Origin of the sequence: Acidovorax sp. ST3 (assembly GCF_003231145.1) — a bacterium.
Taxonomy (GTDB): Bacteria; Pseudomonadota; Gammaproteobacteria; order Burkholderiales; family Burkholderiaceae_C; genus Acidovorax.
Map to the genome: position 1 here is coordinate 241,834 of NZ_QKVP01000006.1, position 23,780 is coordinate 265,613.

The 23,780-nt window shown below is 65.4% G+C and carries 20 protein-coding genes; 11 read left to right on the forward strand and 9 right to left on the reverse strand.

Going from position 1 to position 23,780, the window contains the following annotated elements; translation table 11 throughout:
* Positions 1–11 precede the first annotated feature (11 nt).
* Positions 12–917: a glycine--tRNA ligase subunit alpha gene (gene glyQ / locus DNK89_RS19835; protein ID WP_015012411.1), complete on the reverse strand. Its 906-nt coding sequence runs from the start codon at positions 915–917 to the stop codon at positions 12–14.
* 341 nt (positions 918–1,258) lie between these two features.
* The gene (locus DNK89_RS19840; protein ID WP_056647122.1) at positions 1,259–2,335 is read right to left on the reverse strand and encodes a type II asparaginase; all 1,077 of its coding nucleotides are present in this window, start codon (positions 2,333–2,335) and stop codon (positions 1,259–1,261) included.
* 208 nt (positions 2,336–2,543) lie between these two features.
* Between DNK89_RS19840 and DNK89_RS19845 the strand changes: the two genes are divergently transcribed.
* On the forward strand, positions 2,544–3,461 hold the full coding sequence (locus DNK89_RS19845; protein ID WP_110961512.1) for a LysR family transcriptional regulator: 918 nt from the start codon (positions 2,544–2,546) through the stop codon (positions 3,459–3,461).
* A 96-nt stretch (positions 3,462–3,557) separates the two neighbouring features.
* Here DNK89_RS19845 and fabB read toward each other — a convergent pair whose 3' ends face one another.
* The 6 genes from fabB to DNK89_RS19875 all read right to left on the reverse strand — a co-directional run bounded on the left by fabB (position 3,558) and on the right by DNK89_RS19875 (position 9,655).
* Complete coding sequence (gene fabB / locus DNK89_RS19850) at positions 3,558–4,781, reverse strand: beta-ketoacyl-ACP synthase I (protein WP_110961513.1); 1,224 nt, start codon at positions 4,779–4,781, stop codon at positions 3,558–3,560.
* The gene (gene fabA / locus DNK89_RS19855; RefSeq protein WP_015012407.1) at positions 4,778–5,299 is read right to left on the reverse strand and encodes a 3-hydroxyacyl-[acyl-carrier-protein] dehydratase FabA; all 522 of its coding nucleotides are present in this window, start codon (positions 5,297–5,299) and stop codon (positions 4,778–4,780) included. Before fabA ends, fabB begins: the two co-directional genes overlap by 4 nt.
* Positions 5,300–5,460: 161 nt before the next feature.
* The gene (gene lnt / locus DNK89_RS19860) at positions 5,461–7,095 is read right to left on the reverse strand and encodes an apolipoprotein N-acyltransferase (protein ID WP_110961514.1); all 1,635 of its coding nucleotides are present in this window, start codon (positions 7,093–7,095) and stop codon (positions 5,461–5,463) included.
* Positions 7,095–7,979: an HlyC/CorC family transporter gene (locus DNK89_RS19865; protein ID WP_110961515.1), complete on the reverse strand. Its 885-nt coding sequence runs from the start codon at positions 7,977–7,979 to the stop codon at positions 7,095–7,097. Before DNK89_RS19865 ends, lnt begins: the two co-directional genes overlap by 1 nt.
* Before the next feature lie 106 nt (positions 7,980–8,085).
* Complete coding sequence (locus DNK89_RS19870; protein ID WP_015012404.1) at positions 8,086–8,826, reverse strand: GNAT family N-acetyltransferase; 741 nt, start codon at positions 8,824–8,826, stop codon at positions 8,086–8,088.
* Positions 8,827–9,172: 346 nt separating this feature from the next.
* The gene (locus DNK89_RS19875) at positions 9,173–9,655 is read right to left on the reverse strand and encodes an Lrp/AsnC family transcriptional regulator (RefSeq protein ID WP_015012403.1); all 483 of its coding nucleotides are present in this window, start codon (positions 9,653–9,655) and stop codon (positions 9,173–9,175) included.
* 165 nt (positions 9,656–9,820) lie between these two features.
* Between DNK89_RS19875 and DNK89_RS19880 the strand changes: the two genes are divergently transcribed.
* From DNK89_RS19880 to phhA, 5 genes are all read left to right on the forward strand, one after another.
* Positions 9,821–10,762, forward strand: coding sequence for a triacylglycerol lipase (locus tag DNK89_RS19880; RefSeq protein ID WP_110961516.1), 942 nt, complete (start codon positions 9,821–9,823; stop codon positions 10,760–10,762).
* A 3-nt stretch (positions 10,763–10,765) separates the two neighbouring features.
* A complete protein-coding gene (locus DNK89_RS19885; RefSeq protein WP_110961517.1) occupies positions 10,766–11,755 on the forward strand; it encodes a lipase secretion chaperone in 990 nt (329 codons plus the stop codon).
* Positions 11,756–12,108: 353 nt separating this feature from the next.
* Complete coding sequence (hppD, locus tag DNK89_RS19890; RefSeq protein WP_110961518.1) at positions 12,109–13,221, forward strand: 4-hydroxyphenylpyruvate dioxygenase; 1,113 nt, start codon at positions 12,109–12,111, stop codon at positions 13,219–13,221.
* A 73-nt stretch (positions 13,222–13,294) separates the two neighbouring features.
* On the forward strand, positions 13,295–14,263 hold the full coding sequence (locus tag DNK89_RS19895) for a tripartite tricarboxylate transporter substrate binding protein (RefSeq protein WP_110961519.1): 969 nt from the start codon (positions 13,295–13,297) through the stop codon (positions 14,261–14,263).
* Positions 14,264–14,328: 65 nt separating this feature from the next.
* Positions 14,329–15,168: a phenylalanine 4-monooxygenase gene (phhA, locus tag DNK89_RS19900; protein WP_110961520.1), complete on the forward strand. Its 840-nt coding sequence runs from the start codon at positions 14,329–14,331 to the stop codon at positions 15,166–15,168.
* 890 nt (positions 15,169–16,058) lie between these two features.
* On the opposite strand, the gene DNK89_RS19910 is transcribed toward phhA, so the two are convergent.
* Entirely contained in the window at positions 16,059–16,955 is an 897-nt protein-coding gene (locus DNK89_RS19910) for a triacylglycerol lipase (RefSeq protein ID WP_203422412.1), read from the reverse strand.
* Between the two features lie 104 nt (positions 16,956–17,059).
* Between DNK89_RS19910 and DNK89_RS19915 the strand changes: the two genes are divergently transcribed.
* The 5 genes from DNK89_RS19915 to DNK89_RS19935 all read left to right on the forward strand — a co-directional run bounded on the left by DNK89_RS19915 (position 17,060) and on the right by DNK89_RS19935 (position 23,780).
* Positions 17,060–17,806, forward strand: a complete 747-nt coding sequence (locus tag DNK89_RS19915; RefSeq protein ID WP_110961522.1) for a hypothetical protein — start codon at positions 17,060–17,062, stop codon at positions 17,804–17,806.
* Between the two features lie 74 nt (positions 17,807–17,880).
* Entirely contained in the window at positions 17,881–19,563 is a 1,683-nt protein-coding gene (locus DNK89_RS19920; protein ID WP_110961523.1) for an AMP-binding protein, read from the forward strand.
* A gap of 465 nt (positions 19,564–20,028) precedes the next feature.
* On the forward strand, positions 20,029–20,982 hold the full coding sequence (locus DNK89_RS19925; RefSeq protein WP_110961524.1) for a sugar ABC transporter substrate-binding protein: 954 nt from the start codon (positions 20,029–20,031) through the stop codon (positions 20,980–20,982).
* Between the two features lie 144 nt (positions 20,983–21,126).
* On the forward strand, positions 21,127–22,791 hold the full coding sequence (locus DNK89_RS19930) for a sugar ABC transporter ATP-binding protein (protein WP_110961525.1): 1,665 nt from the start codon (positions 21,127–21,129) through the stop codon (positions 22,789–22,791).
* Entirely contained in the window at positions 22,788–23,780 is a 993-nt protein-coding gene (locus tag DNK89_RS19935; protein ID WP_110961526.1) for an ABC transporter permease, read from the forward strand. Before DNK89_RS19930 ends, DNK89_RS19935 begins: the two co-directional genes overlap by 4 nt.

Here is a 23,780-nt window from a genome sequence, read left to right on the forward strand (position 1 = left end):
CTTTCGCTCGTTCACGCGGCCTTTTTGACCATCTGTTCCACCCACTCGCGCGGCGCCATGGGGAAGCCCAGGCGCTCACGGCTTTCGTAGTAGCTCTGTGCCACGCTGCGGGCCAGGTTCCGGATGCGGCCGATGTAGGCGGCGCGTTCGGTCACGCTGATGGCGCCGCGTGCATCCAGCAGGTTGAAGCTGTGTGCGGCCTTGAGCACCTGCTCGTACGCGGGCAGCGCCAGCTGCTGCTCCATCAGGTACTTGGCCTGCTTTTCGTGCGCATTGAAGGCGGTGAACAAGAAGTCCGCGTCGCTGTGCTCGAAGTTGTAGGTGGACTGCTCCACCTCGTTTTGCTTGTACACGTCGCCGTAGCTCAGCGTGTCGGTCCACTTGAGGTTGTAGACGTTGTCCACGCCTTGCAGGTACATGGCCAGGCGCTCCAGGCCGTAGGTGATCTCGCCGGTGGCGGGCTTGCAGTCGATGCCGCCAACCTGCTGGAAGTAGGTGAACTGCGTCACTTCCATGCCGTTGAGCCACACCTCCCAGCCCAGGCCCCAGGCGCCGAGCGTGGGGTTTTCCCAGTCGTCTTCCACAAAGCGGATGTCGTTCTTCTTGAGGTCGAAGCCCAGGGCTTCGAGGCTGCCCAGGTACAGCTCCAGGATGTTGGCCGGTGCGGGCTTGAGCACCACCTGGTACTGGTAATAGTGCTGCAGGCGGTTGGGGTTCTCGCCGTAGCGGCCGTCCTTGGGGCGGCGGCTGGGCTGCACGTAGGCGGCCTTCCAGGGCTCGGGGCCGATGGCGCGCAGGAAGGTGGCGGTGTGCGAGGTGCCGGCGCCCACTTCCATGTCATAGGGTTGCAAAAGGGCGCAACCCTGCGCGTCCCAATAGGACTGCAGCTTCAAAATGATTTGCTGGAATGTCAACATGGCGTCTGTGGCTGAGGCACTGGCAAGCCAGGGCCGGGCAAGTAAGGGGAAAGGAAGAAAACGCGGTGCGTGAGCAAACCCCAGGCCTGTCGCCCCACAAGGCAATCAGGACGGGCATCGCGCGCGCAAACCGGTGATTTTACGGCGCGCAGCCGCGCGCGCTGCGGCAGCGCCAGCAACACCGGCCCGCGACCATGAAAAAAGGCCGGAGCCCTTTTGGAGCCCCAGCCTTCCCAACCAGTCACGCGAGCTATAAGCCGGTGCGTACCGGTGGCCACACGGGTGTGGCCGTCAACGCATGCATCGCGTCAAAGCATGGCGTTCTAACCTCAGAACCGGGATCAGTACTCCCAGAAAATGCGCTGCAGTTCCTTGCTGTCGTTGGTCTTGGTCAAAGCGACCATGGCCAGGATGCGGGCCTTTTGGGGGCGCAGGTCATGGGCCACCACCCAGTCGTACTTGTCGTCGGGCTGCTCGGCATTGCGCAGCACAAAACCATCGGGCACGCGGGCCGAACGGATGATTTGCACGCCCGAGGCGCGCAGGGCCTTGAGCGAATCGACCGCTTGGGCAGCCACAGAGCCATTGCCAGTGCCGGCGTGGATCAGCGCCTTGACGCCGGCCTTGCCGTAGGCGTCGATGCCGGTGGTGTTCATGTTGCCGTAGCCGTAAACGATGTCCACGGCAGGCAGGGCCTTGATGTCATCGATGTTGAACTCGGAGTTGGTGGTGTGGCGCTTGACCGGGGCGCGGAACCAGTAGTTCTTGCCTTCCACCACCATGCCCAGCGGGCCCCACTGGCTCTTGAAAGCCTCGGTCTTGATGTTGATGGTCTTGCTCACGTCGCGACCGCTCTGGATCTCGTCGTTCATCGTGACGAGCACACCTTTGCCGGCAGCATCCTTGCTGGCGGCCACGGTCACGGCGTCGTACAGGTTAAGTGCGCCGTCGGCCGACAGGGCCGTGCCGGGGCGCATGGAGCCGACCACCACGATGGGCTTGTTGGTGCGCACCGTGAGGTTCAGGAAGTACGCGGTTTCTTCCAGCGTGTCCGTGCCATGGGTGATCACGATGCCGTCCACATCGGCCTGCTTGGCCAGGGCCGAAACCCGCTGGCCCAGGCGTAGCAGGTGCTCGTTGGTGAAGCTCTCGGAGGCGATCTGGAACACCTGCTCCCCCGACACCTTGGCCACGTTGGCCAGCTCGGGCAGGCCTGCCAGCAGCTTGTCCACCGGCACCTTGGCGGCGGCATAGGTGGCGCTGTTGGCGGCCGAAGCGCCCGCACCGGCAATGGTGCCGCCCGTGGCCAGCACCACCACATTGGGCTTGGCCGCCTGGGCCATGGCGACGGCAGAGGCAGCGGACAACAGCAAACCCGCGAGCCAGCGGCTGGCGGTGGGGGAGGAAGCAATGCGCATGAAGAGGTCTCCAGATTTTTTTGGGTCGCAGCGCCTGTTGCGCCGCTTTGTTCAAAACCGCCGGTGAAGCGGTGCCGCATCCTATGAGAAACCAGAACACAGTCATGCGGAATAATTGACCCACCCTTATGAATTGGACTCACACCCTTAATGGGCCGTTTGACGACCATCAAGGGCCCATCAGCCCACGCCACGAAACGAATCCGCCATGAACTTGCGACAGCTGGAAGTTTTTCAGGCCGTGCTGCAAACCGGCAACATGAGTGTTGCGGCACGCCTGCTGTGCATCACCCCTTCGGCCGTCAGCAAGGCCGTGGCACACACCGAGCTGCAGCTGGGCTACCGGCTGTTCAACCGCTCGCCGGCAGGCCTGACCCCGACCCCCGAGGCCCAGGTGCTGGCCACCGAGTCCACCGGCATCTACCGGCAGCTGGATGCCCTCAAACGCACTGCGCGCAACCTGGCGACGAGTGATTCGGGCGATGTGCGGCTGGGCGCCATCCCTTCCATCACCCACGAGTTTCTGCCGCGCCTGCTGCAGCACCATGCGGAGCAGCACCCCCAAGTGGGCGTGGAGGTGCGCACCATCCACCAGGACCAGATGACCCAGGCCCTGCTCACACGCAGCGTGGACTTTTGCCTGGGCTTCTACAAACACCCCCATCCACAAATCGCGAGCGACCTGCTGGTGAGTGGCCGCCTGTACCTGGCGGTGGCAACCAGCGTGTGGGCGCGGGCGCCCCGCGCGGCCAGCCCCGGCGCACGGCTGGCGCAGGTACCCGTGATCCGCCTGGTGGGGGACGACCCCATGCGTCAGGCGATTGACGACATCGCACACCGCCTCGGCTCGCCCGCAGGGCCCGGCATCCAGGTGCAGACATCGCGCCTGGCGCTGGAACTGGTGCGCCGGGGCATGGGCTGGACGGTGGTGGACTTTCTGACCGCCAAGGGCCTGGACCCGGCACAGATGGTGGCGCAGGAGTTGCATGAGCTGGCGCCCATGTCGCTGTACAGCTACCACGCGCGCGCCTTTCCGCCCGGCCTGCAGGCCACGCGCATGCTGAGCATGCTGCCCGCCTTGCTGCACGAGGCCCTACAGCCCAACCCCAAGGCCACCAGGCGCTGAGCGTGGTCGTTCACGCCATGAAAAACGGCCTGACCGTCCGAAGACAGGCAGGCCGTGGCGCAAGCCAAACCATCGCTCCGCGAGGGAGCGAGGCGGTCAGTCGTTCCAGCGGCGCAGCACCAGGCTGGCGTTGGTGCCGCCAAAGCCGAAGCTGTTGGACAACACGGTGGTCAGCTGCGCATCGCGCGTCTGGGTGACCAGGGGCATGTCGCCCAGGGCCGGGTCGGGTGTCTCGACATTGGCCGAACCAGCGATGAAGCCCTTGTTCAGCATGATCATGCAGTAGATGGCTTCTTGCACGCCTGTGGCACCCAGCGAGTGGCCGGTGAGCGACTTGGTGGACGAGAACGGCGGCACCTTGTCGCCGAACAGGGCGCGCATGGCACGCACTTCCTGCATGTCGCCCACCGGGGTGGACGTGCCGTGGGTGTTGATGTAGTCGATGGGGGCATCGAGCCCCTCCATGGCCTGCTGCATGCAGGCAATGGCGCCGTCGCCGGAAGGGGCCACCATGTCTTCGCCATCGCTGGTGGCACCAAAGCCCACCACTTCGGCCAGGATGGTCGCGCCGCGGGCCAGCGCATGGTCCAGGCTCTCCAGCACCACGGCGCCGCCACCGCCGGCGATCACAAAGCCGTCGCGGTTCGCGTCGTAGGCGCGTGAGGCTTTCTCGGGCGTTTCGTTGTACTTGCTGGACATGGCACCCATGCCGTCGAACAGCAGGGACATGCCCCAGCTCAGCTCTTCACCGCCGCCCGCGAACATCACGTCCTGCACGCCCCAGGCGATCTGCTGCGCAGCAGCGCCGATGCAGTGCGCCGACGTCGAGCACGCCGAGGTGATGGAGTAGTTGATGCCCTTGACCTTGAAGTTGGTGGCCAGGCACGCGGACACCGTAGAGCTCATGCAGCGCGTGACCTGGTACGGCCCCACGCGGCGGATGCCCTTCTCGCGCAGCGTGTCGGCTGCTTCGATCTGGTTGGCCGGCGAGCCACCGCCCGAGCCCATGATGAGGCCGGTGCGCGGGTGGCTGACCTGTTCGGGGGTGAGACCCGCCTGCTGGATCGCGTCTTCCAGCGCGATCTGCGCATAGGCCGCCGCGTCGCCCATGAAGCGCAGCTGCTTGCGGTCGATGCGCGCTTCAATGTCGATCTCGGGAGCGCCGCCCACCTGGCTGCGCAGGCCCAGCTCCTTGAACTTTTCCACGGCCTTGATGCCGCTGGTGCCTGCACGCAGCGAGGCCTCCACGGTGGCCAGGTCGTTACCAATGCACGAGACGATGCCCGCGCCAGTGATGACTACACGCTTCTTGGTGGTCATGCTGCGTCCTTGTCGTCACCCTCGCGCTTGAACAGCCCCACGCGCAGGTCGTTGGCTACATAGATTTCCTTGCCGTCGGCCAGCAGGCGGGCGTCGCCGATGGCCATGACCAGCTTGCGCTTGATGACGCGCTTGATGTCGATTTCGTAGGTGACCAGCTTCACATCCGGACCCACTTCGCCGGTGAACTTGACCTCACCCGCGCCCAGTGCGCGGCCCCGGCCGGGCAGTTGCAGCCAGGTCAGGTAAAAGCCGATGAGCTGCCACATGGCATCCAGCCCCAGGCAGCCGGGCATGACCGGGTCGCCCTGGAAGTGGCAGGCAAAGAACCACAGGTCGGGCTTGACGTCGAGTTCGGCACGGATCTTTCCCAGCCCGTGCGCGCCACCATCGCCGTCGATGTGCGTGATGCGGTCAAACATCAGCATGGGTGGCAGCGGCAGTCGCCCGCTGTCAGCGCCGAACAGCCGGCCTTCGCCCGAAGCGATCAGTTGTTCGTAGGAAAAGGAATCTGCCATGTTCAGTCGTGCTCCAGAACGGCGGGTGGCCCGCCTCAAATCATCGTTTTACGCAACACCAGCCCCCGGTTGCGGGGCTCTATTATCAAGGCATAGGGAGCCGCCTCTAAACACCGGCCTGCGCGGGCCCCTGTGCAGGCCGGCGTAATGCCTGACCTGGATCAATCGCCAAGCGCCCTTCGGCCCCTGGCGGCGACCATGGCAACCAGCAGCGCCAGAGCCCCCAGGCCCCACAGCGGCCACAGCCCCCAACGGGACACCCACCACGCGTAAGGCGTGATGGCCCAGCCACTCTGTGAGTCCAGCCCCCGGCCGTGCACCGCGCCTTTGAGCACGCCGCGCGTGTAGCGGGCCAGCTGGTGCGTGACCACGCCCCGGTGGTCGATGATGACCGTGGCGCCCGTGTTGGTGGCGCGCACCATAGGACGCTCGAACTCCAGCGCGCGCATGCGGCTGATGTGCAGGTGCTGGTCAATCGCCAGGGTGTCGCCAAACCAGCCAATGTTGCTGAAGTTGACGAACACCGTGGGCGCCTGGGCCGGGTCGATGAACCGCGCACCCAGCTCCTCGCCAAACAGGTCTTCGTAGCAGATGTTGGGCGCAATGCGCTGCCCCGCCACGGCAAAGGAGGCCTGGCCCACCGTACCCCGGTTGAAGTCGCCCAGCGGGATGTTCATCATCTCCGTGAACCACTTGAAGAACGGCGGGATGAACTCGCCAAACGGCACCAGGTGGTGTTTGTCGTAGCGGTACGGCTCGGCCTGCGTGGCAGCACTCATGCCCAGTACCGAATTGGTATAGCCCTGGGCCTCATCCCCCAGCGGAATGCCCACCATCGCGGCCTGGCTGCCTTGCGCATAGCGTTGCTGGATGCCCTCCAGATATCCGGGAATGAGCTGTTGCGGTAACAACGGAATGGCCGTCTCGGGCGCCACCACCAGGTCGACCTGGGCGTTGCGCAAGGCCTCGGCATACCACTGCAGGGCCACGGGCACGCCGCTGCCGGGCTGGAATTTTTCGTCCTGGGGGATATTGCCCTGGAGCAGCTCCAGGCTCAGGGGCGCCGGGCGGCGATGCGCCGGGGTGTGGCACAGGTCCACGGCGCAATGCCGGTCTACCGTGGCCCAGGCCAGCAGTCCCCCCATGGCCAGCAGCAGCGCCCACCAGCGCACGCTGCGCAGGTCGGCCGCGCGCACTTGCACCAGGCCCATTGCCAACGCAGCGGCCACGGCACTGATGCCATACACCCCCATGTGGCGGGCCAGCACGGCCAGCGGACCGTCCACATGCGCATAGCCGCCTGCGCCCCACGGGAACCCCGTCCACCAGATGCCCCGCGCCAGCTCGGCCAGCAACCAGAGCGCTCCGAAAAAGAGAGCACCTCCGCCACGATGTACCGGCGCATAGCGGCAAAAGAGTGCCAAAGCGGCTGCGTAGTAGCTGGCCAGAAACGCTGCCAGACCCAGAACCGCAGCCACCGCCAGCGGCGCGGGCAGGCCGCCATACGAATGCATGGAGATGAACAGCCACCAGAATGTACCCGCCAGCCAAGCGGAGCCAAACACCCCACCGAGGATTGCGCCCCGCTGCCAGCGCACCGTGCGGAGCCCTGAGCCTGCGCTTGCTGCAGGTCGCACCAGCCAGGCCAGCACAGCCATCGACACCAGTTGCAGCCACCACAGGGGTTGGCCGTTGCCCGGCCAGGCCAGCGAGGCGGCCTGGGCCAGGCCCGCAACCAGCGCCAGCAGCAGTTGCGGCAGCAGCGGCCCGCTCGCCGTCCGAGAGTGCCGCGACATCAGTCGGCGGCGTCGGTGGCTTCGACCCGGGACACCTTGAACCAGCGCACCGCACCGCCCTTGGTGTGCAGCACCACAAAGTGCAGGCCGCTGAGCTGAAGGTGCTCGCCGCGCTTGGGCACGTGGCCCATCTCGTGGGCGATCAGGCCGCCGATGGTGTCGAAATGCTTGTCCGGGTCGCTGCCTGCAATGGCCACCTCGAAGGCTTCGGCCACGCGTTCAATCGGCGTGTCGCCGCTCACCCGGTAGGTACGGTCGGCCAGGCCAAAGATGTCGCCCTGGTCTTCGGGGATGTCGAACTCGTCCTCGATCTCCCCCACGATCTGCTCCAGCACATCTTCGATGGTGATGAGCCCGGCCATGCGCCCAAACTCATCGATCACGATGGCCAGGTGGTTGCGGTTGCCCCGGAACTCGCGCAGCAGGTCGTTCAAGCCCTTGCTTTCGGGCACAAAGGCTGCGGGGCGCAGCAGCGCGCGGATGTTGAGCTCAGGGGCGCGCTGCAGCTTGAGCAGGTCCTTGGCCATCAGGATGCCGATGATGTTCTCGCGCTCGCCCTGGTACACCGGAAACCGTGAATGCGCGGTGCTGATCACCAGGTGCAGCAGCTCTTCGAAAGGCGCATCGATGTTGACGAGGTCCATGCGCGGAGCGGCCACCATCACGTCGCCCGCCGTCATGTCGGCCATGCGGATCACGCGCTCCAGCATCACGCGCGATTCGGCGCCGATGACCTCGTTGTCCTCGGCCTCGGCCAGGGTTTCGATGAGTTCTTCCGTCGAATCCGGCCCGGGGTGGATGAACTCGGCCACTTTCTGCAGGAAGCTGCGCTTGTCTTCCCTCTCGGGCGGTCGCCCGGGGTGCGCGGGGTGCGGGTCAGACACTGTCTGGAGTGCAGGACGTGCGGTAGTGAATCAGGCCCCTAGGATAGCGGATTGCCGTGACAGGACCACACCGGCCGATCTCACGACCCGGCGCGGCCCGGGTCGCTCACTCGGCCGACTGATGGCGCGCGTGCTGCACGCCGCTGCGCACTTCCTGCACGCTGGCCAGGAAATCCCAGAACTGCTTGGCCTGCTTCTTGAGCTGGTAGTCCACCTCGGCGAACTGTTGCTCGACCATTTCGGTCATGCGCGTGTCGAGGCTGGCGGGCGGAATCTGCAGGTAAGCCTCGGACTCGGACCCATCGCGGCGCACCGTGGCACCGGCGTTGCGCGCGATCTTGAGCATGGCGGTGTTTTCAGACAGCGCATGGATGAACACCATGTTCACGCCCTCATTGCGCGCATGCATCACGGCGCGCTCGAACAGGCGCGCACCAAAGCCACGGCCCCGCGCCTGCTTGAGCACGGACACACCAAACTCGGCACAGGGCTTGTGTTCGGGGTTTTCCGAGAACGCCAAGTGGGCCATGGCAATGAGCTCAAGGCGGCGGTTGTAAATGCCAAAAATTTCGTCGCGCTCGAAGTTGAGCTGCTCGGCGTAGCGGCGGATCTGCTCGTCGTTGGCGGCATAGCCAAAGCGAAGGTAGCGGTCTGCAGGCTCCAGCTGCAGCAGGTGCTGGGTGATCCGCTCCCGATAGGAGGGGCCCAGGGAGCGGATAGGAACCATCACGGGCGTCTCCTGCTGGTGGATGTGAATGTCAGAGGCAGAAGAGCCGCCGGTTACCGGGCGCAGCATGTCCCGGCCTGCGTACCAGGATGCCTTGAGCCAGTCTTTGGTTGCGAACATGTCGCCAAATATAAGGGTTTTCCCTCATCTTTTCCAGTCCAAATTGCTGCGCCGCAACAAAATAGTGATCCGACTCAAAATACCGAAAAATCGGCCCTAGGCGCTGGAAGATCATGCCTCAATAGCTATCAATTTAAGAGTGTCTGTACCCCCAATTTCCTCTGCAGGGGTCGCAGACGCGACGGCTGGGGCAGCTGCACTCTGATTTGCGCCAAGCCTTCTTTGCACAAGGCAGAGCGTAAAGCGCGGACCGTCCTACGGCAACCTCCGCCACATCAATAGACGCCACAGCGAGTCACGCCTGTGACCTGCCCGGGTGCGTCCCGTGGCCAAGGCCCGCGCCGGGTTACACCGGCACGGCCGTGGTCGCCTTCACGCGGTCGAGCACAAAGCTGGTCTTGCAGTCCTGCACGCTGGGGTGCTTGAGCAGGGTGTCCATGATGAAGCGGCTGTAGTGCGCCATGTCGGCCACCACCACGCGCAACAGGTAGTCCATTTCGCCGGTCAGCGATGCGCACTCCACCACCTCAGGCCAGGTCTGCACGCTGGCGCGGAACAGGTCCATGGGGTTGCGTTTGTGGCTTTCGGTGTGCTTTTCCAGCCGTACGTTCAGGTACGCCGTGAGTCCCAGCCCCACCGCCTCGGGCTGCACCAGGGCCACGTAGCGGTGGATCACGCCGCTGTCCTCCAGCCGCTTGACGCGGCGCAGCACCGCGCTGGGCGACAGACCCACCTGCTCTCCGATGACGTCGTACGTCTCGCGGCCGTTGTCCTGCAGGCGGCGCAGGATGGCGCGGTCCAGCTTGTCGAGTGCGTCAAAGGCTTTCATGGCGCAGGATTTTACGAACAACCGCACAGTTTCTGCATGCTGCGGCGCACACGCGGGTATGTCCCGATAGTGACTCCAGGGGCTGAATACAAGAATTGATCTCGCAAAAAAGAACGGTCGTTCGTTTTTGCAGACATAAGAAACCATACCAACGGAGACAAACACATGACCGGATTTTTCAGCCGCTTTTTGCGGCGACTGGTGCTGGCAGCCACAGCGGGGTTGCTGCTGCTGGGCGTGGGCGCGCAGGCGCAAACGGGCTACACCCAGACGCGCTACCCCATCGTTCTGGTGCACGGCCTGTTCGGCTTTGACTCGGCCCTGGGCATCGACTACTTCTACGGCATCCCCGACGCGCTGCGCCAGGGCGGCGCCAAGGTCTACGTGGCCCAGGTGTCGGCCGCCAACAGCACTGAGGTGCGTGGCGAGCAACTGCTGGCGCAGGTCAAGACCATCCTGGCGCTGACCGGGGCGTCCAAGGTCAACCTCGTGGGCCACTCGCACGGTGGCCCCACCACCCGCTATGTGGCCGGTGTGGCGCCACAGCTGGTGGCATCGGTCACGTCGATCGGCGGCGTGAACCGGGGTTCGCGTGTGGCCGACATCCTGCGCGGCGTAGCGCCCGCAGGTTCGGTGTCCGAGGCCGTGGCCAGTGCCGCCGCCAAGGCGCTGGTGGGACTGATCAACCTGACCTCTGGCGGCACCGGCCTGCCCCAGATGCCCACGGCGGCGCTGGACTCGCTGACCACCGCTGGCTCGGCCAAGTTCAACAGCCGCTTCCCACAAGGCGTGCCCACCTCCGGCTGCAGCAGCGGCGCGGAGCTGGTGAACGGCGTGCGCTACTACTCCTGGACCGGCACCCTGCCCCTGACCAACGTGCTCGACGCCAGCGACGCGCTGCTGGCCACGCTGAGTCTGACCTTTGGCGAAGCCAACGACGGCTTGGTGTCGGCCTGCTCGTCGCGCCTGGGCAAACACCTGGGCGACTACCGCCAGAACCACCTCGACGAGGTGAACCAGCTGCTGGGCCTGCGCGACTGGTTCTCCACCGACCCGGTGACGCTGTACCGCCAACACGCCAACCGCCTCAAGCAGCAAGGCCTGTAAACCATGGCCCAACCCTCGCGCACCTGGGCGGTTGCCGCCGCAGTCCTTGCCCTCACCACGGCCGCCGTGGTCTGGTGGCTGGGAGGCCCTGCCGGGTTGGGCGCGGGGGATACGCATCAACCACCCGTGGGGGCGGCCGCCGCCACCGCCGGTGCCCAGGTACAACCATCGCCAGCACAGGGCGCGGACAACAGCTTTTTTGCACGCCGCCGCGCCATTACCCCTGACGGCCCGGCCGACCCGCTGCTGGTACACGGCCTGCGCGACACGCTGGAAGCCCTGCTGATGGAAGCGGGCGACGCCAGCGATCCGGCCACGCTCAAGCAGCGCCTGGCCGCACTGGTCAACCAGCATTTCCCCGCCGCGCTCGCCACGCGGGCACTGGCCCTGGCCGAGCGCTATGTGGACTACCGTGTGGCCCTGGGCAGCCTGCGAGCGCCACAGGATTTGACCGACCCACGCGCCTTGCGCGATGCCCTGGAGGCGCGCCACAAGGTACGCCTGCAGTTTTTTGACGACGCCGAATACGACGCCCTGTTTGCCCGCGAGGCCGACCTGGACCGCTACACCCTGGCGCGCCTGGAGATTGAGCGCAACACCCAGCTCAGCCCCGAGCAGCGCGCCCAGGCGCTGCAGGAGGCAGACAACGAACTCTCCGCCGAGCGCCGCGCCGAACGCAGCGCCGCCACCGAACACATGGCCGCCGCCGCGCAGACGGCCGCGTTCAACGCCAGCAATGCCGACGAACGCACCCGCTACGCCGCCCGCAGCGCGCAATACGGCCCGGCAGCCGCGCAGGCCATGGCCCAGCTGGACCGGGAGGAACAGCACTGGAACCAGCGCCTGGACCAGTACAGCCAAGCCCGCACGCAACAGGGCGAAGGCCCTGGCCTGCAGCAGTTGCGCCAGCAGCTTTTCTCGCCCGAGGAGCAACAACGCATCGACGCCGCACTGGCGCTGCGCCGGCTTAACGCGGGCACCTCGGGCTCCTAGGGATGTCCTGGATAACCCTCGCAGGTCTGTGGTGGTGCGGATCGGGACAGGCCGCAAGGCGTCTTTTTGCAGCCAATAGCCGGGCTATTGGCAAAAAAAGCAACGCAGCGGATGGCCCGAGGCCGTGCTACCACGGACCGCAGGGAGTTATTCAGGACATCCCTAGCTCTTCTGATACCGACGCAGCCCCGGGGCGGCAATCCAGCGGCAGCGCGCCGCCATACTGCGCAAAATTTTGACCATTCACAAGATTCCTGCAAATCAAGCGGCCAAGCCTCTTGAATTCGCCAGAAACATGAGGCAGGCCGCGCCTACAGTCCATGACATTCATCAACGAATGCCGGAGACACCCCATGAACGCCGCCCTGCCGCAAGAAACCGCCGCCCAGCTCCAAGCCTGGGACAACCCCATGGGCCTGATGGGCTTCGAGTTCGTCGAATTCACCTCGCCCCAGCCGGGCGTGCTGGAGGCGGTGTTTGAAAAGTTGGGCTTCACGCTCGTGGCCAAGCACCGCTCCAAGGATGTGGTGCTGTACCGCCAGAACGGCATCAACTTCATCCTGAACCGCGAGCCCCACAGCCAGGCCGCCTACTTTGGCGCCGAGCATGGCCCCTCGGCCTGCGGCCTCGCCTTTCGCGTGAAGGATGCGCACAAGGCCTACAACCGCGCGCTGGAACTGGGCGCGCAGCCCATCGATATTCCCACCGGCCCCATGGAGCTGCGCCTGCCCGCCATCAAGGGCATTGGCGGCGCGCCGCTGTATTTGATCGACCGCTTTGAAGACGGCAAGTCCATCTACGACATCGACTTCGAATTCATCGAAGGCGTAGACCGCCGCCCCGTGGGCCATGGGCTGAACGAGATCGATCACCTCACGCACAACGTGTACCGCGGCCGCATGGGCTTCTGGGCCAACTTCTACGAGAAGCTGTTCAACTTCCGCGAGATCCGCTACTTCGACATCCAGGGCGAATACACGGGCCTGACCTCCAAGGCCATGACCGCGCCCGACGGCAAGATCCGTATCCCGCTGAACGAAGAGTCCAAGCAGGGTGGCGGCCAGATCGAAGAATTTTTGATGCAGTTCAATGGCGAAGGCATCCAGCACATTGCGTTGATCTGCGACAACCTGCTGGACGTGGTGGACAAGCTGGGCATGGCCGGCGTGCAGCTGGCCACGGCGCCCAATGACGTGTACTACGAGATGCTGGACACCCGCCTGCCCGGCCACGGCCAGCCCGTGCCCGAGCTGCAGTCGCGCGGCATCTTGCTGGACGGCACCACCGCCGACGGCACACCCCGCCTGCTGCTGCAGATCTTCTCCACGCCCATGCTGGGCCCGGTGTTCTTTGAATTCATCCAGCGCGAAGGCGACTACCGCGACGGATTTGGCGAAGGCAACTTCAAGGCGCTGTTCGAGTCGCTGGAACGCGACCAGATCCGCCGTGGTGTGCTGAACACATAAGACATCAGACATCCAGGGTTAACCCTGCACAGGTGCCTATACTGCGCGCTCCCCGGAACTCAAAAGGATCCCGATGTCGCTCCGTAGCACCCTGTTCAGCACCCTTCTGGCCGGCGCAGCCACTGTCGCGCTGGCGCAGAACCCGTCTGCCCCGCTCACCATCGTGGTGCCCTACCCCGCTGGTGGTCCGCTGGACACCTCGGCCCGCATCGTGGCCGACGGTGCCGCAGCCCAGTTGGGCTCCATCACTGTGGAGAACAAACCGGGGGCAGGCGGCAATACCGGCGCCGACCAGGTCGCCAAGGCCCCCAAGACCAGCAACCAGGTGCTGATGGGCGCCGTGGCCACGCACGCGGTGAACCCCTGGCTGTACAAGAACTTCCCCTACAACGCACTCAAGGACTTCAAACCCCTCGTCCTCGTGGCCCGCACGCCCAATGTGCTGGTGGTGAACGCGGAGCAGGCGGCCAAGCTGGGCATCAAGACCACGCCCGACCTGGTGCAGTACCTGAAAAAGAACCCGGACCAGGCCAAGTACGGCTCGGGCGGCAACGGCAGCATCGGCCACATCTCGGCCGAGATGTTCAAGTCGCTCACCAACACCAAGATGGGCCACACGCCGTTCCAGGGCTCCAAGCCCGCGCTGGCGGCGCTGGAGTCCGGCCAGGTGCTGATGGTGTTTGACAACCTGGCCTCGGCATTGCCGCAGATCCAGTCGGGCAAGCTGTTGGCGCTGGGCGTGACCACTTTGAGCCGCAACGAGGCGCTGCCCAACGTGCCCAGCATCAACGACAGCGTGCAGGGCTTCAACGTGTCCACCTGGTTCGGCCTGTTCGCGCCCGCCTCGCTGCCCGATGCAGATGCTCGCCGCTATGCCAACGCGTTCAGCGCCGCGATGCACTCGCCCGCCGGCAAGGAGAAGTTCAAGAAGATGGGCATCACGCCCGAAGAGCTGACGCTCGACGGATTTGCGCAGTTTGTGCGCTCGGAAAACAGCAAGTACGAGTTCCTGATCCGGGCCGCAAAGATCAAGATCGATTAGCAGCCGCGTGGGCTGGTGCGCACCCCCGTCGCGGTGCGCCGACCATCGCGGCAAAGGAGAAAAAAATGGGACAAGCCCCTGTCGTCTATGGCCAATCCACCCGCCCACCGCGTGGCGACTACTCGCGTGCGAACGCGGACTACACCTGCCCGCAGGACTACGCGGCCTACACCGCCGCCGACCACGACACCTACCGCCGCCTGTACGAACGCCAGCGCGCCCTGCTGCCGGGCTTAGCGAGCCAGGCGTTCATCGACGCCCTGCCCTCGCTGGGCGCGAGCGACCGCATCCCGCGTTTTGAAGAGGTCAACGAGCGCCTCTACAAAGCGACCGGCTGGGAGCTGGTGGGCGTGCCCGGGCTGATCCCGGAGGTGCCGTTTTTCACATTGCTGGCCAACCGCAAATTCCCGGTGACGGACTGGATCCGCAAGCCCGAAGAGTTCGAATACATCGTCGAGCCCGACATTTTTCATGACCTGTTCGGGCATGTGCCGCTGCTGTTCAACCCGGTGTTTGCCGACTATGTGCAGCGCTACGGCCAGGGCGGGCTGAAGGCGCAGGGGCTGGGGTCGTGCGAGATGCTGAGCCGCTTGTACTGGTACACGATCGAGTTCGGTCTGATCCGCGAGGCCGGTCAGTTGCGGGCGTATGGCGCGGGGATTTTGAGTTCGTCGGGGGAGCTGGCGTATTCGGTGCAGAGCACGGAGCCGCAGCGCATTCCGCTGCAGTTGGAGCGGACCATGCGCACGCGCTACAAGATCGATACGTACCAGCAGACGTATTTTGTGATCGACAGCTTTGAGCAGCTGTTTGAGATGACGGCAGCGGACTTTGCGCCGATCTATGAGCGGCTACGGGGGCTGCCGGAGTTTGCGGCGGACGAGCGGGAGGCTGTGGCGGCTTGATTTTTGGTGGTATTGGCTGCTAGCGCTAGTGATTCATGCCTTATTAGCTACATATTTGATAGCATTTCTTCTGCATCCAGCAATACCTGGCTGAGGTTGTTGGAGCTTGTGGATGAATTGGGCTCTGTGCCTGGGTTAAGGGCGGAGGCCGGGAGTCGCCCGGCATGCGAGTCCCTTTCTTTCGCGTCGCCAAAAGAAAGGAACCAAAGAAAGGGCGACCCCACTGTCTGCGTCCCCTGCGCTGCGCGCCGGGGCAACCTGCGGTGCTCGGGTTTCGCGGGGTCTCGCTAGAACTCGCTGCGCTCAGACAATCGCGAGCCCTGATCCGCCAAACCCTGCGCTCCTCGGCGCATCCAGAGGGGCAAGGGGAACCAAACATCCATACGGGCCTTTGCTTCGCTCGGCCCAGCTTGCGCAGCGCGTGGCGCTTGCGCCCGCAAAACGAGGCCGAGCGCAGCAATGGCCCGGATGGATGTTGGCTGTTCGGCTGTTCGGCTGTTCGGCTGTCCCACCCCTGCTGGCTGCGCCTGCGGCGGGGCGGTTGGGGGGTGGCGCGCGCGCCGCAGCGCGCGTGCTTCGTGAACTGACTCGCCGTGGATGTCCGAACGAAGCTGCAACGCAGCGCAGTGAGTTCCACGGCGCACCCCGCAACCGCCCCGACGCAGGTTTGCCCCTTCGCCACGCGAAGGGGTCGCAGACTGGGGGTCGCCTTTCTTTTGGGTACTTTTCTTTGGCGAAGCAAAGAAAAGTACCTCGCCCGCCGGGGCGACTCCCGGCCTCCGCCCTCAACAAAGGCACGCCACCCAATCAGCGCACGCGACCGAATACTACAAAATCAATAGCTACCAGCGCATATCCCACTAGCGCATCCAGCCAATAGAACCAAAACATCACCCCCGAGCAACCTCCTCCAGACAAGCCCCCATCACCCCAGGGTCAAACGCCATCTGCACATGCGCAACCCCTTCCACCAACCGGTGCCCCGCCCCCGCTAACGCCGCCGTAGTCGCCGGAAACACGATGTTGTCACAGTTCGAATACCAACAGGTAAACAACGCCGCCCGCCCCGCAGGCTCCGCCCGCTGCAACGCCACCACCCAGTCCCCCGCCAAACTCATCTGCCGCCCATTCACCGCGCGACTGAAACGCCCCAACCACGTACCCCCATGCGGCGTGCCCAGCGTCAACACCCGGTGCACCCGCCCATCCGCCTGGTGCGCCCGCAGCCACGCCCGCGCCGCCAACCCGCCCATGCTGTGGCACAACAACACCGGCGCCTGCCCCGTGGCCGCCGTCACCTTGCGCACAGCGTCTTCGATGATGTCGGCGTACTCGTCAATCGAGCCCATCACCGGCTCCAGATTGACCGCCACATAGGCATGCCCCCGCGCCTGCAACTGCGCAAACCACGGCAGCCACAGCCCCCGGTTGCACATGAAGCCGTGCACCAGCACCACGCCGCGCCTCCCGGTCGGCTGAGCAGGCAGCCAGTCGGGCACGGACTGGTGGCGAAACGGCTGGCGCCAGCAGAAGACCAGCAGCGCCACCCACACCTCGGCCCACCAGGCACCCACCACCTGCGACAGGCGAGCACGCGGCGCGGCGTCGGCGCAGTTGGTGATGTGCATCAGCACAAACTCCACCGCCATCACCACCAGGTACAGACACAGCGGTACCAAGGCCCCCAGCACGGCGCGCCAGGGTGAATGGGGCCATTGCCACACCAGCCAGGCGGCCATGGCCAGCAGGATGCTCAGAAGAAGGGTTCGTTGCCAGCGCGCGATCATCATGATGGTGGTGATGGGCAAATGTTGTAATGGACCAGCCGCATTGTGCGGTCTGACCACAGCCTGACACCGCACCCCGCAGAACGCTGAAAGGACCCCGCCCCATGGATGCCGCCCAGACCATCCGCGATGCCATTGCCGATGTGACCGCCCTGCGCCTGCACCGCACGGGCGACCCGGCGTTGGGGGCGGCGGTGGGCAGCGTCAAGACCTTTCAGGCGCGGCGCTTTCGCGGCACCTATGCGGACCTTATGGCGTCACCCGCGTTCGGGCCCGCCGCCCGGTTTTTTCTGGAAGAGCTGTACAGCGACACCGACTACACCGACCGAGACCAGCAGTTTGGCCGCATCGCGGGCACGCTGCAGACCATGTTTCCCCAGCCGGTTGTGAACACTGCCGTGGCCCTGGCCGTGCTGCACGGGCAGACCGAAGAACTGGACCAGGACATGGGCCGCGCGTGGCTGGCGCACGAAGGTGCCGATGAAGCCAGCGACGCCGCCCGCTACACCGCCGCCTGGCGCACCGTGGGCCAGCGCCATGCGCGCCAGCAGCAGCTGCAGCGCGTGCTGGCCATGGGCACCGACCTGGCGCGCCTCACCCGCACACCCGGCCTGCGGATGATGCTGCGCATGATGCGCGGCCCGGCCAACGCGGCGGGCATGGGCGCGCTGCAGAAGTTTCTGGAGGCCGGGTTCGACACCTTCGGCCAGCTCGCGCGCCAGCGGGGCGGGGTGGAGCAGTTCCTGGCCACCATCGAGCAACGCGAGCGGGCGCTGATGGATTTGCTCTTCGACGCCGATCCTGTCACCTGCGGGACCCAGCTTAACCACACACTAGGACAAGCCCGATAGCCCGTTGCGCCCCCGCCTTCCACAATCTGTGCCCACCTATCAACGGCATTTGGCGAGCACAAGGAAACACGCGCATGGAAAAGATCTGGCTCAAGAGCTACCCCCCGGGCGTCCCGCATGACGTGAAGCCCGAGCAATACCGCTCTGTGGCCCACCTGCTGGAAGAGTCGTTCCGCAAACACGCATCCAGCCCGTTCTCGGTCTGCATGGACCAGTGGATGACCTATGGCGAGCTGGAACGCCGCTCGGCCGCGCTGGGCGCCTATCTGCAGAGCCTGGGGCTGGAGCCCGGCGCGCGCGTGGCCATCATGCTGCCCAACATCCCGCAGTTTGGCGTGACCATGGCCGCCGTGCTGCGCGCGGGCTACACCTGCGTGAACGTAAACCCGCTGTACACCGCGCGCGAGCTGGAGCACCAGCTCAAGGACTCGGGCGCCACGGCCATCGTGATCCTGGAGAACTTTGCCCACACGCTGGCCGAGGTCGTGGACCACACCGCCGTCAAGCATGTGGTGATGGCGTCCATGGGCGACCTGCTGGGCTTCTGGTTTGGCAAATGGATCACCTTTGCCGTGCGCCACCTGGCCAAGATGGTGCCTGCGTATGACCTGCCGCTGTCCAATGGGCGCAAGGTGGTTACGTTCAAGAAGGCGCTGTCGCTGGGCGAGCACAAGTCGCTCGCACCCAGCCAGGCCACGCTGGATTCGATTGCCTTTCTGCAGTACACCGGTGGCACCACGGGCCTGTCGAAAGGCGCGGTGCTCACCCACCGCAACATCGTGGCCGCCACGCTGCAGGCCGAGGCCTGGTTCACGCCCGCGCTGTCCAAGGTGGGTGACCTCTCCAAGGCCAACAGCATTGCCGCGCTGCCGCTGTACCACATCTTTGCGCTCACGCTGTGCCTGCTGGCCATCCGCCAGGGCTCCAGCCTCACGCTGATCCCGAACCCGCGCGACATTCCCAAGTTCATCGCCGAGCTGAAGAAGCGTCCCTTCCACATGCTGCCGGCGGTGAACACGCTGTTCAACGCGCTGCTGCAAAACCCTCAGTTCAAGACGCTGGACTTCTCGCACCTGTGCGTGTCGCAGGCCGGTGGCATGGCGGCCAGCGAGGGCACGGCCAAGCAGTGGCAGAAGGTGACCGGCAGCACCATGATCGAAGGCTGGGGCATGAGCGAGACCTGCGCCATCGGCACCAACAACCCGGTGATCAGCACCACCTTCAGCGGCAACATCGGCCTGCCGCTGCCGGGCATCGACATTGCCATCAAGGACGACGAAGGCAACAGCCTGCCCCAGGGCGAGTCGGGCGAGATCTGCATCCGCGGCCCCAACGTGATGACGGGTTACTACAACCAGCCTGAAGAAAACGCCAAGGCCTTCACGCCCGATGGTTTCATGCGCACGGGCGATATCGGCATCATGGACCCGCAGGGCTACACCCGCATCATCGACCGCAAGAAGGACATGATCCTGGTGAGCGGCTTCAACGTGTTCCCCAACGAGCTGGAGCAGGTCATCAGCCTGTGCCCCGGCGTGGTCGAATGCGCGGCGATTGGCGTGCCCGACGAGAAACAGGGCGAGGCCATCAAGGTGTTCATCATCAAGAGCGACCCGGCCCTGACCGAGGACGAAGTGGCCAACTACTGCCACCAGAACCTCACCGGCTACAAGCGCCCCAAGTACATCGAGTTCCGCGACGAGCTGCCCAAGAGCAATGTGGGCAAGATCCTGCGCAGGGAATTGCGCAAGGCTTGACCTTGTTCATGGGCGCGGCGGCCCGAACGCCGCACCCGGCAACCTCCCCCAGGGCGCTTCGGCGCCCTTTTTCTTGGGCGCAAAAACTGTGAACCGCTCGCGCGCACCAGGTGCTCCGATGTCGGCATCTCCGGGTAATTACTGATTAGCAAACGTTTGCGCAAACGTTTGCTTTCGTTATCATCCCGATCGTGACAAGGCACCGGGCCTCCGCAGCCGCTCCTTTTTGCGGGGTATGCCGGGGTTCTATCCGCGCTGTCGGTCGCCTGAGGGCGACGCTGAATAAGCCTCCACGATGCGGCGGGCCCTGGGTCGGGATGGACTGCAAGGCGCAAACCACAGCGATAGCCGTAGCTATCGCGAGGATTTGCAACGCTGCAGACCGTGCTGAGCCAGGGATGCGCCGGGCGCGAGAGGCTTGTTCAGCGTTGCCTTTATCCACATTCCAACCTGGAGACAACCCCCATGAAGTTCACCCGCCGTTCCGTTCAGACCGCCGCCGCCCTCGCCGTTGTGGGCAGCCTGCTGGCCAGCCCTGCGTTTGCGCAAGACAAGCCCAAGATCGCGCTCATCATGAAGTCGCTGGCCAACGAGTTCTTCCGCACCATGGAAGACGGCGCCAAGGCGCACCAGAAGGCCCATGCCAAGGAATACACGCTGGTGGCCAACGGCATCAAGAACGAGACCGACACGGCAGCGCAGATCAAGATGATCGAACAGGCCGTGGCGCAAAAGGTCAACGCCATCGTGCTGGCCCCGGCGGATTCGAAGGCGCTGGTGCCCGTGGTCAAGTCCGCCATCGACAAGGGCATCATCGTGGTCAACATCGACAACCAGCTCGATGCCGATGCGCTGAAGGAAAAGAACATCACCGTGCCCTTCGTGGGCCCCGACAACCGCGCGGGCGCCAAGCTGGTGGGCGACCATCTGGCCAAGACGCTGAAGGCGGGAGACAAGGTCGGCATCATCGAAGGCGTGTCCACCACCTTCAATGCGCAGCAGCGCACCCTGGGCTACCAGGACGCCATGAAGGCCGCCAACATCACCGTGGTGGGCGTGCAGTCCGGCAACTGGGAGATTGAAAAGGGCAACACCGTGGCCGCCGGCATGATGCGTGAGCACCCGGACCTGGTGGCCCTGCTGGCGGGCAACGACAGCATGGCTCTGGGCGCCGTGGCCGCTGTGAAGGCTGCAGGCAAGACCGGCAAGGTGCAAGTGGTGGGCTACGACAACATCGGCGCCATCAAGCCCATGCTGGCCGACGGCCGCGTGCTGGCCACCGCCGACCAGTACGCCGCCAAGCAGGCCGTGTTCGGCATCGAACTGGCGCAGAAGGCCCTGGCCGCCAAGACGCCGCAAAACCAGCTGCCTGCCACGGTGAAGACGGATGTGGTGCTGGTGACCAAGGACAGCAAGTAAGCCCTGGCGCGGAGAACAAAGCTCTTCTGGCGTTGTTGCCGTGTCTTGTCGTACTTCCAGTACTGCCTGCGACACGGCGCCTAGCCAGAACCGCTTCGCTGAGCTTTGTTCACCGCTGCAAAATTAAAAACTGCACACACTGCCATGCCCACCAGCCCGTCACCTGACTCACCACGTACACCCCTGCTCGCCATCCAGGCCGTGGGCAAGGACTACACCACCACCGTGCTCGATGGCGTGAACGTGGAGCTGGTTGCGGGCGAGGTGCTGGCGTTGACCGGGGAGAACGGCGCGGGCAAGAGCACGCTGTCCAAGATCCTCTGCGGGCTGGAACAGCCCACACGCGGCGGCATGCAGCTGGCGGGGCAGGCCTACGCCCCCTCGTCGCGCCGCGATGCCGAGCGCCACGGCGTGCGCATGGTGATGCAGGAGCTGGGCCTGGTGCCCACGCTCACCGTGGCCGAGAATTTGTTGATGGGCCGCCTGCCGCACCGGCTGGGCTGGCTGCAGCGCGATGTGCTGCACGCCGCCGCCCGTGCGCAGCTGGCCAAGATCGGGCTCGACACCATCGACCCCGGCACACCCGTCTCGCAGCTGGGCATTGGCCAGCAGCAGATGGTGGAGATTGCGCGCAACCTGCAGGACGACACGCGCATCCTGGTGCTCGACGAGCCCACGGCCATGCTCACGCCGCGCGAGACCAATTACCTGTTTGAGCAGATCGCCCACCTCACCGCGCGTGGCGTGGCCATCATCTACGTGTCGCACCGGCTCGAAGAGCTGCGCCGCATTGCAGACCGCGTGGCCGTGCTGCGCGATGGCCGCCTGGTGGACGTGCGCCCCATGGCGGGCATGAGCGAAGACGACCTGGTGCAGCGCATGGTGGGCCGCGTGGTGAGCGACCTGGACCACCGCCCGCGCCGCCCCGTCGGCCCCGTGGTGATGAGCGCAGACAAGCTGGGCCGGGGCACCGCCGTGCAGGACGTGAGCCTGGAGCTGCGGGCCGGTGAAATTTTTGGCATTGCCGGGCTGGTCGGATCGGGCCGCACCGAGCTGGTCCGCCTGCTGTTTGGCGCCGACCGGGCAGACCGGGGCAGCGTGACGCTGCACCCGACTTCAGAGCAAAAACAGCCCCAAGCGCTAGAAGATCATGCGCAAACAGCTACACAAAACATAGCAAAACATCTCGCTCCGGCGCCCACCGTACCCCGCACCTGGCAGCGGGGCTTTACGTCGCCGCTGCAGGCCATTGCCGCCGGAGTCGGCCTGGTCACCGAAGACCGCAAATCCCAGGGCCTGCTGCTGTCGCAGCCCATCCGCATCAACGCCACGCTGTCCGACCTGTCGGCCGTGTCGCGCGGCGGCTGGCTGCAGCGCGGGCTTGAGAACCGTCTGGTGCAGGGATTCATCCGCACCCTGCGCGTGCGCTGCCACGGCCCGGAACAGCCCGTGGGCCAGCTGTCCGGCGGCAACCAGCAAAAGGTGGTGTTCGCCCGCTGGCTGCACCGCGAAGGCCGCGTGCTGCTGCTCGACGAACCCACGCGCGGCGTGGACGTGGGCGCGCGCGCCGAGCTGTATGGCGAGCTGGACCGCATGGCCGCCGAGGGCCGTGCGCTGCTCATGGTGTCGTCGGACCTGCGCGAACTCATGGCCATGGCCGACCGCATCGGCGTGATGAGCGCGGGCCGCCTGGTGGCCGTGTTCGAGCGCGGCGAGTGGTCCGAACAATCACTGCTGGCCGCCGCGTTCTCCGAGCCCGGCGGGCGCACCAGCACAAACCCTTCAACTTCTTCCCCCGTCACCGCATGAACGCCCCCACCACATCTGCCGCGCCCGCTGCGGCACCTTCCTCCGCCTCGGTCTGGCGCAGCCAGCTGGGCACCTACCTGGGCCTGATGGCCGTGCTGGCGGGCATGGTGGCGCTGTTCTCGTCGCTGTCCGAATACTTCTGGAGCGCCGAGACCTTCATCACCATCGCCAACGAAATCCCGGCCCTGGCCGTGATGGCCGTGGGCATGACCTTTGTGCTCATCATCGCGGGCATCGACCTGTCGGTGGGCTCGGTGATGGCGCTGGCCGCCGCCACCTCGGCCGCCGCCATCCTGCAGTGGGGCTGGACGGTACCCGCCGCCGCTGCGCTGGCGCTGGCCACCGGCCTGGTGTGCGGCACCATCACCGGCATGATTTCCGTCGCATGGCGGCTGCCCTCGTTCATCGTGTCGCTGGGCATGCTCGAAGCCGTGCGCGGCAGCGCGTATGTGGTGACCGACTCGCGCACCCAGTACGTGGGCGATGCGATCTCGTGGCTGTCGGCGCCCTTTTTTGGCGGCATCTCGTTCGCCTTCTTGCTGGCCGTGGTGCTGGTGGTGGTGGCGCAGCTGGTACTGTCGCGCACGGTGTTTGGACGCTGCGTGGTGGGCATTGGCACCAACGAAGAAGCCATGCGCCTGGCCGGTGTGGACCCGCGCCCCATCCGCGTGATCGTGTTTGCCATGACCGGCCTGCTGGCAGGCCTGGCGGGCCTGATGCAGTCGGCCCGGCTCGAAGCTGCGGACCCCAACGCGGGCACGGGCATGGAGCTGCAGGTGATTGCCGCCGTGGTGATTGGCGGCACCAGCCTGATGGGCGGGCGCGGCTCGGTGGTGAACACCGCGTTTGGCGTGCTCATCATCGCGGTGCTCGAAGCAGGCCTGGCCCAGGTGGGCGCCAGCGAGCCCAGCAAGCGCATCATCACGGGTTTTGTGATCGTGGCGGCCGTCATTGTGGACACGCTGCGCCAGCGCCGCGCCAAGGTCTGA

Excerpts from the sequence above, each read along its gene's own strand:
- glyQ (WP_015012411.1), bottom strand. The coding sequence starts at position 917 with ATGTTGACATTCCAGCAAATCATTTTGAAGCTGCAGTCCTATTGGGAC.
- DNK89_RS19840 (WP_056647122.1), bottom strand. The coding sequence starts at position 2,335 with ATGCGCATTGCTTCCTCCCCCACCGCCAGCCGCTGGCTCGCGGGTTTG.
- DNK89_RS19845 (WP_110961512.1), top strand. The coding sequence starts at position 2,544 with ATGAACTTGCGACAGCTGGAAGTTTTTCAGGCCGTGCTGCAAACCGGC.
- fabB (WP_110961513.1), bottom strand. The coding sequence starts at position 4,781 with ATGACCACCAAGAAGCGTGTAGTCATCACTGGCGCGGGCATCGTCTCG.
- fabA (WP_015012407.1), bottom strand. The coding sequence starts at position 5,299 with ATGGCAGATTCCTTTTCCTACGAACAACTGATCGCTTCGGGCGAAGGC.
- lnt (WP_110961514.1), bottom strand. The coding sequence starts at position 7,095 with ATGTCGCGGCACTCTCGGACGGCGAGCGGGCCGCTGCTGCCGCAACTG.
- DNK89_RS19870 (WP_015012404.1), bottom strand. The coding sequence starts at position 8,826 with ATGTTCGCAACCAAAGACTGGCTCAAGGCATCCTGGTACGCAGGCCGG.
- DNK89_RS19875 (WP_015012403.1), bottom strand. The coding sequence starts at position 9,655 with ATGAAAGCCTTTGACGCACTCGACAAGCTGGACCGCGCCATCCTGCGC.
- DNK89_RS19880 (WP_110961516.1), top strand. The coding sequence starts at position 9,821 with ATGACCGGATTTTTCAGCCGCTTTTTGCGGCGACTGGTGCTGGCAGCC.
- DNK89_RS19885 (WP_110961517.1), top strand. The coding sequence starts at position 10,766 with ATGGCCCAACCCTCGCGCACCTGGGCGGTTGCCGCCGCAGTCCTTGCC.
- hppD (WP_110961518.1), top strand. The coding sequence starts at position 12,109 with ATGAACGCCGCCCTGCCGCAAGAAACCGCCGCCCAGCTCCAAGCCTGG.
- DNK89_RS19895 (WP_110961519.1), top strand. The coding sequence starts at position 13,295 with ATGTCGCTCCGTAGCACCCTGTTCAGCACCCTTCTGGCCGGCGCAGCC.
- phhA (WP_110961520.1), top strand. The coding sequence starts at position 14,329 with ATGGGACAAGCCCCTGTCGTCTATGGCCAATCCACCCGCCCACCGCGT.
- DNK89_RS19910 (WP_203422412.1), bottom strand. The coding sequence starts at position 16,955 with ATGATCGCGCGCTGGCAACGAACCCTTCTTCTGAGCATCCTGCTGGCC.
- DNK89_RS19915 (WP_110961522.1), top strand. The coding sequence starts at position 17,060 with ATGGATGCCGCCCAGACCATCCGCGATGCCATTGCCGATGTGACCGCC.
- DNK89_RS19920 (WP_110961523.1), top strand. The coding sequence starts at position 17,881 with ATGGAAAAGATCTGGCTCAAGAGCTACCCCCCGGGCGTCCCGCATGAC.
- DNK89_RS19925 (WP_110961524.1), top strand. The coding sequence starts at position 20,029 with ATGAAGTTCACCCGCCGTTCCGTTCAGACCGCCGCCGCCCTCGCCGTT.
- DNK89_RS19930 (WP_110961525.1), top strand. The coding sequence starts at position 21,127 with ATGCCCACCAGCCCGTCACCTGACTCACCACGTACACCCCTGCTCGCC.
- DNK89_RS19935 (WP_110961526.1), top strand. The coding sequence starts at position 22,788 with ATGAACGCCCCCACCACATCTGCCGCGCCCGCTGCGGCACCTTCCTCC.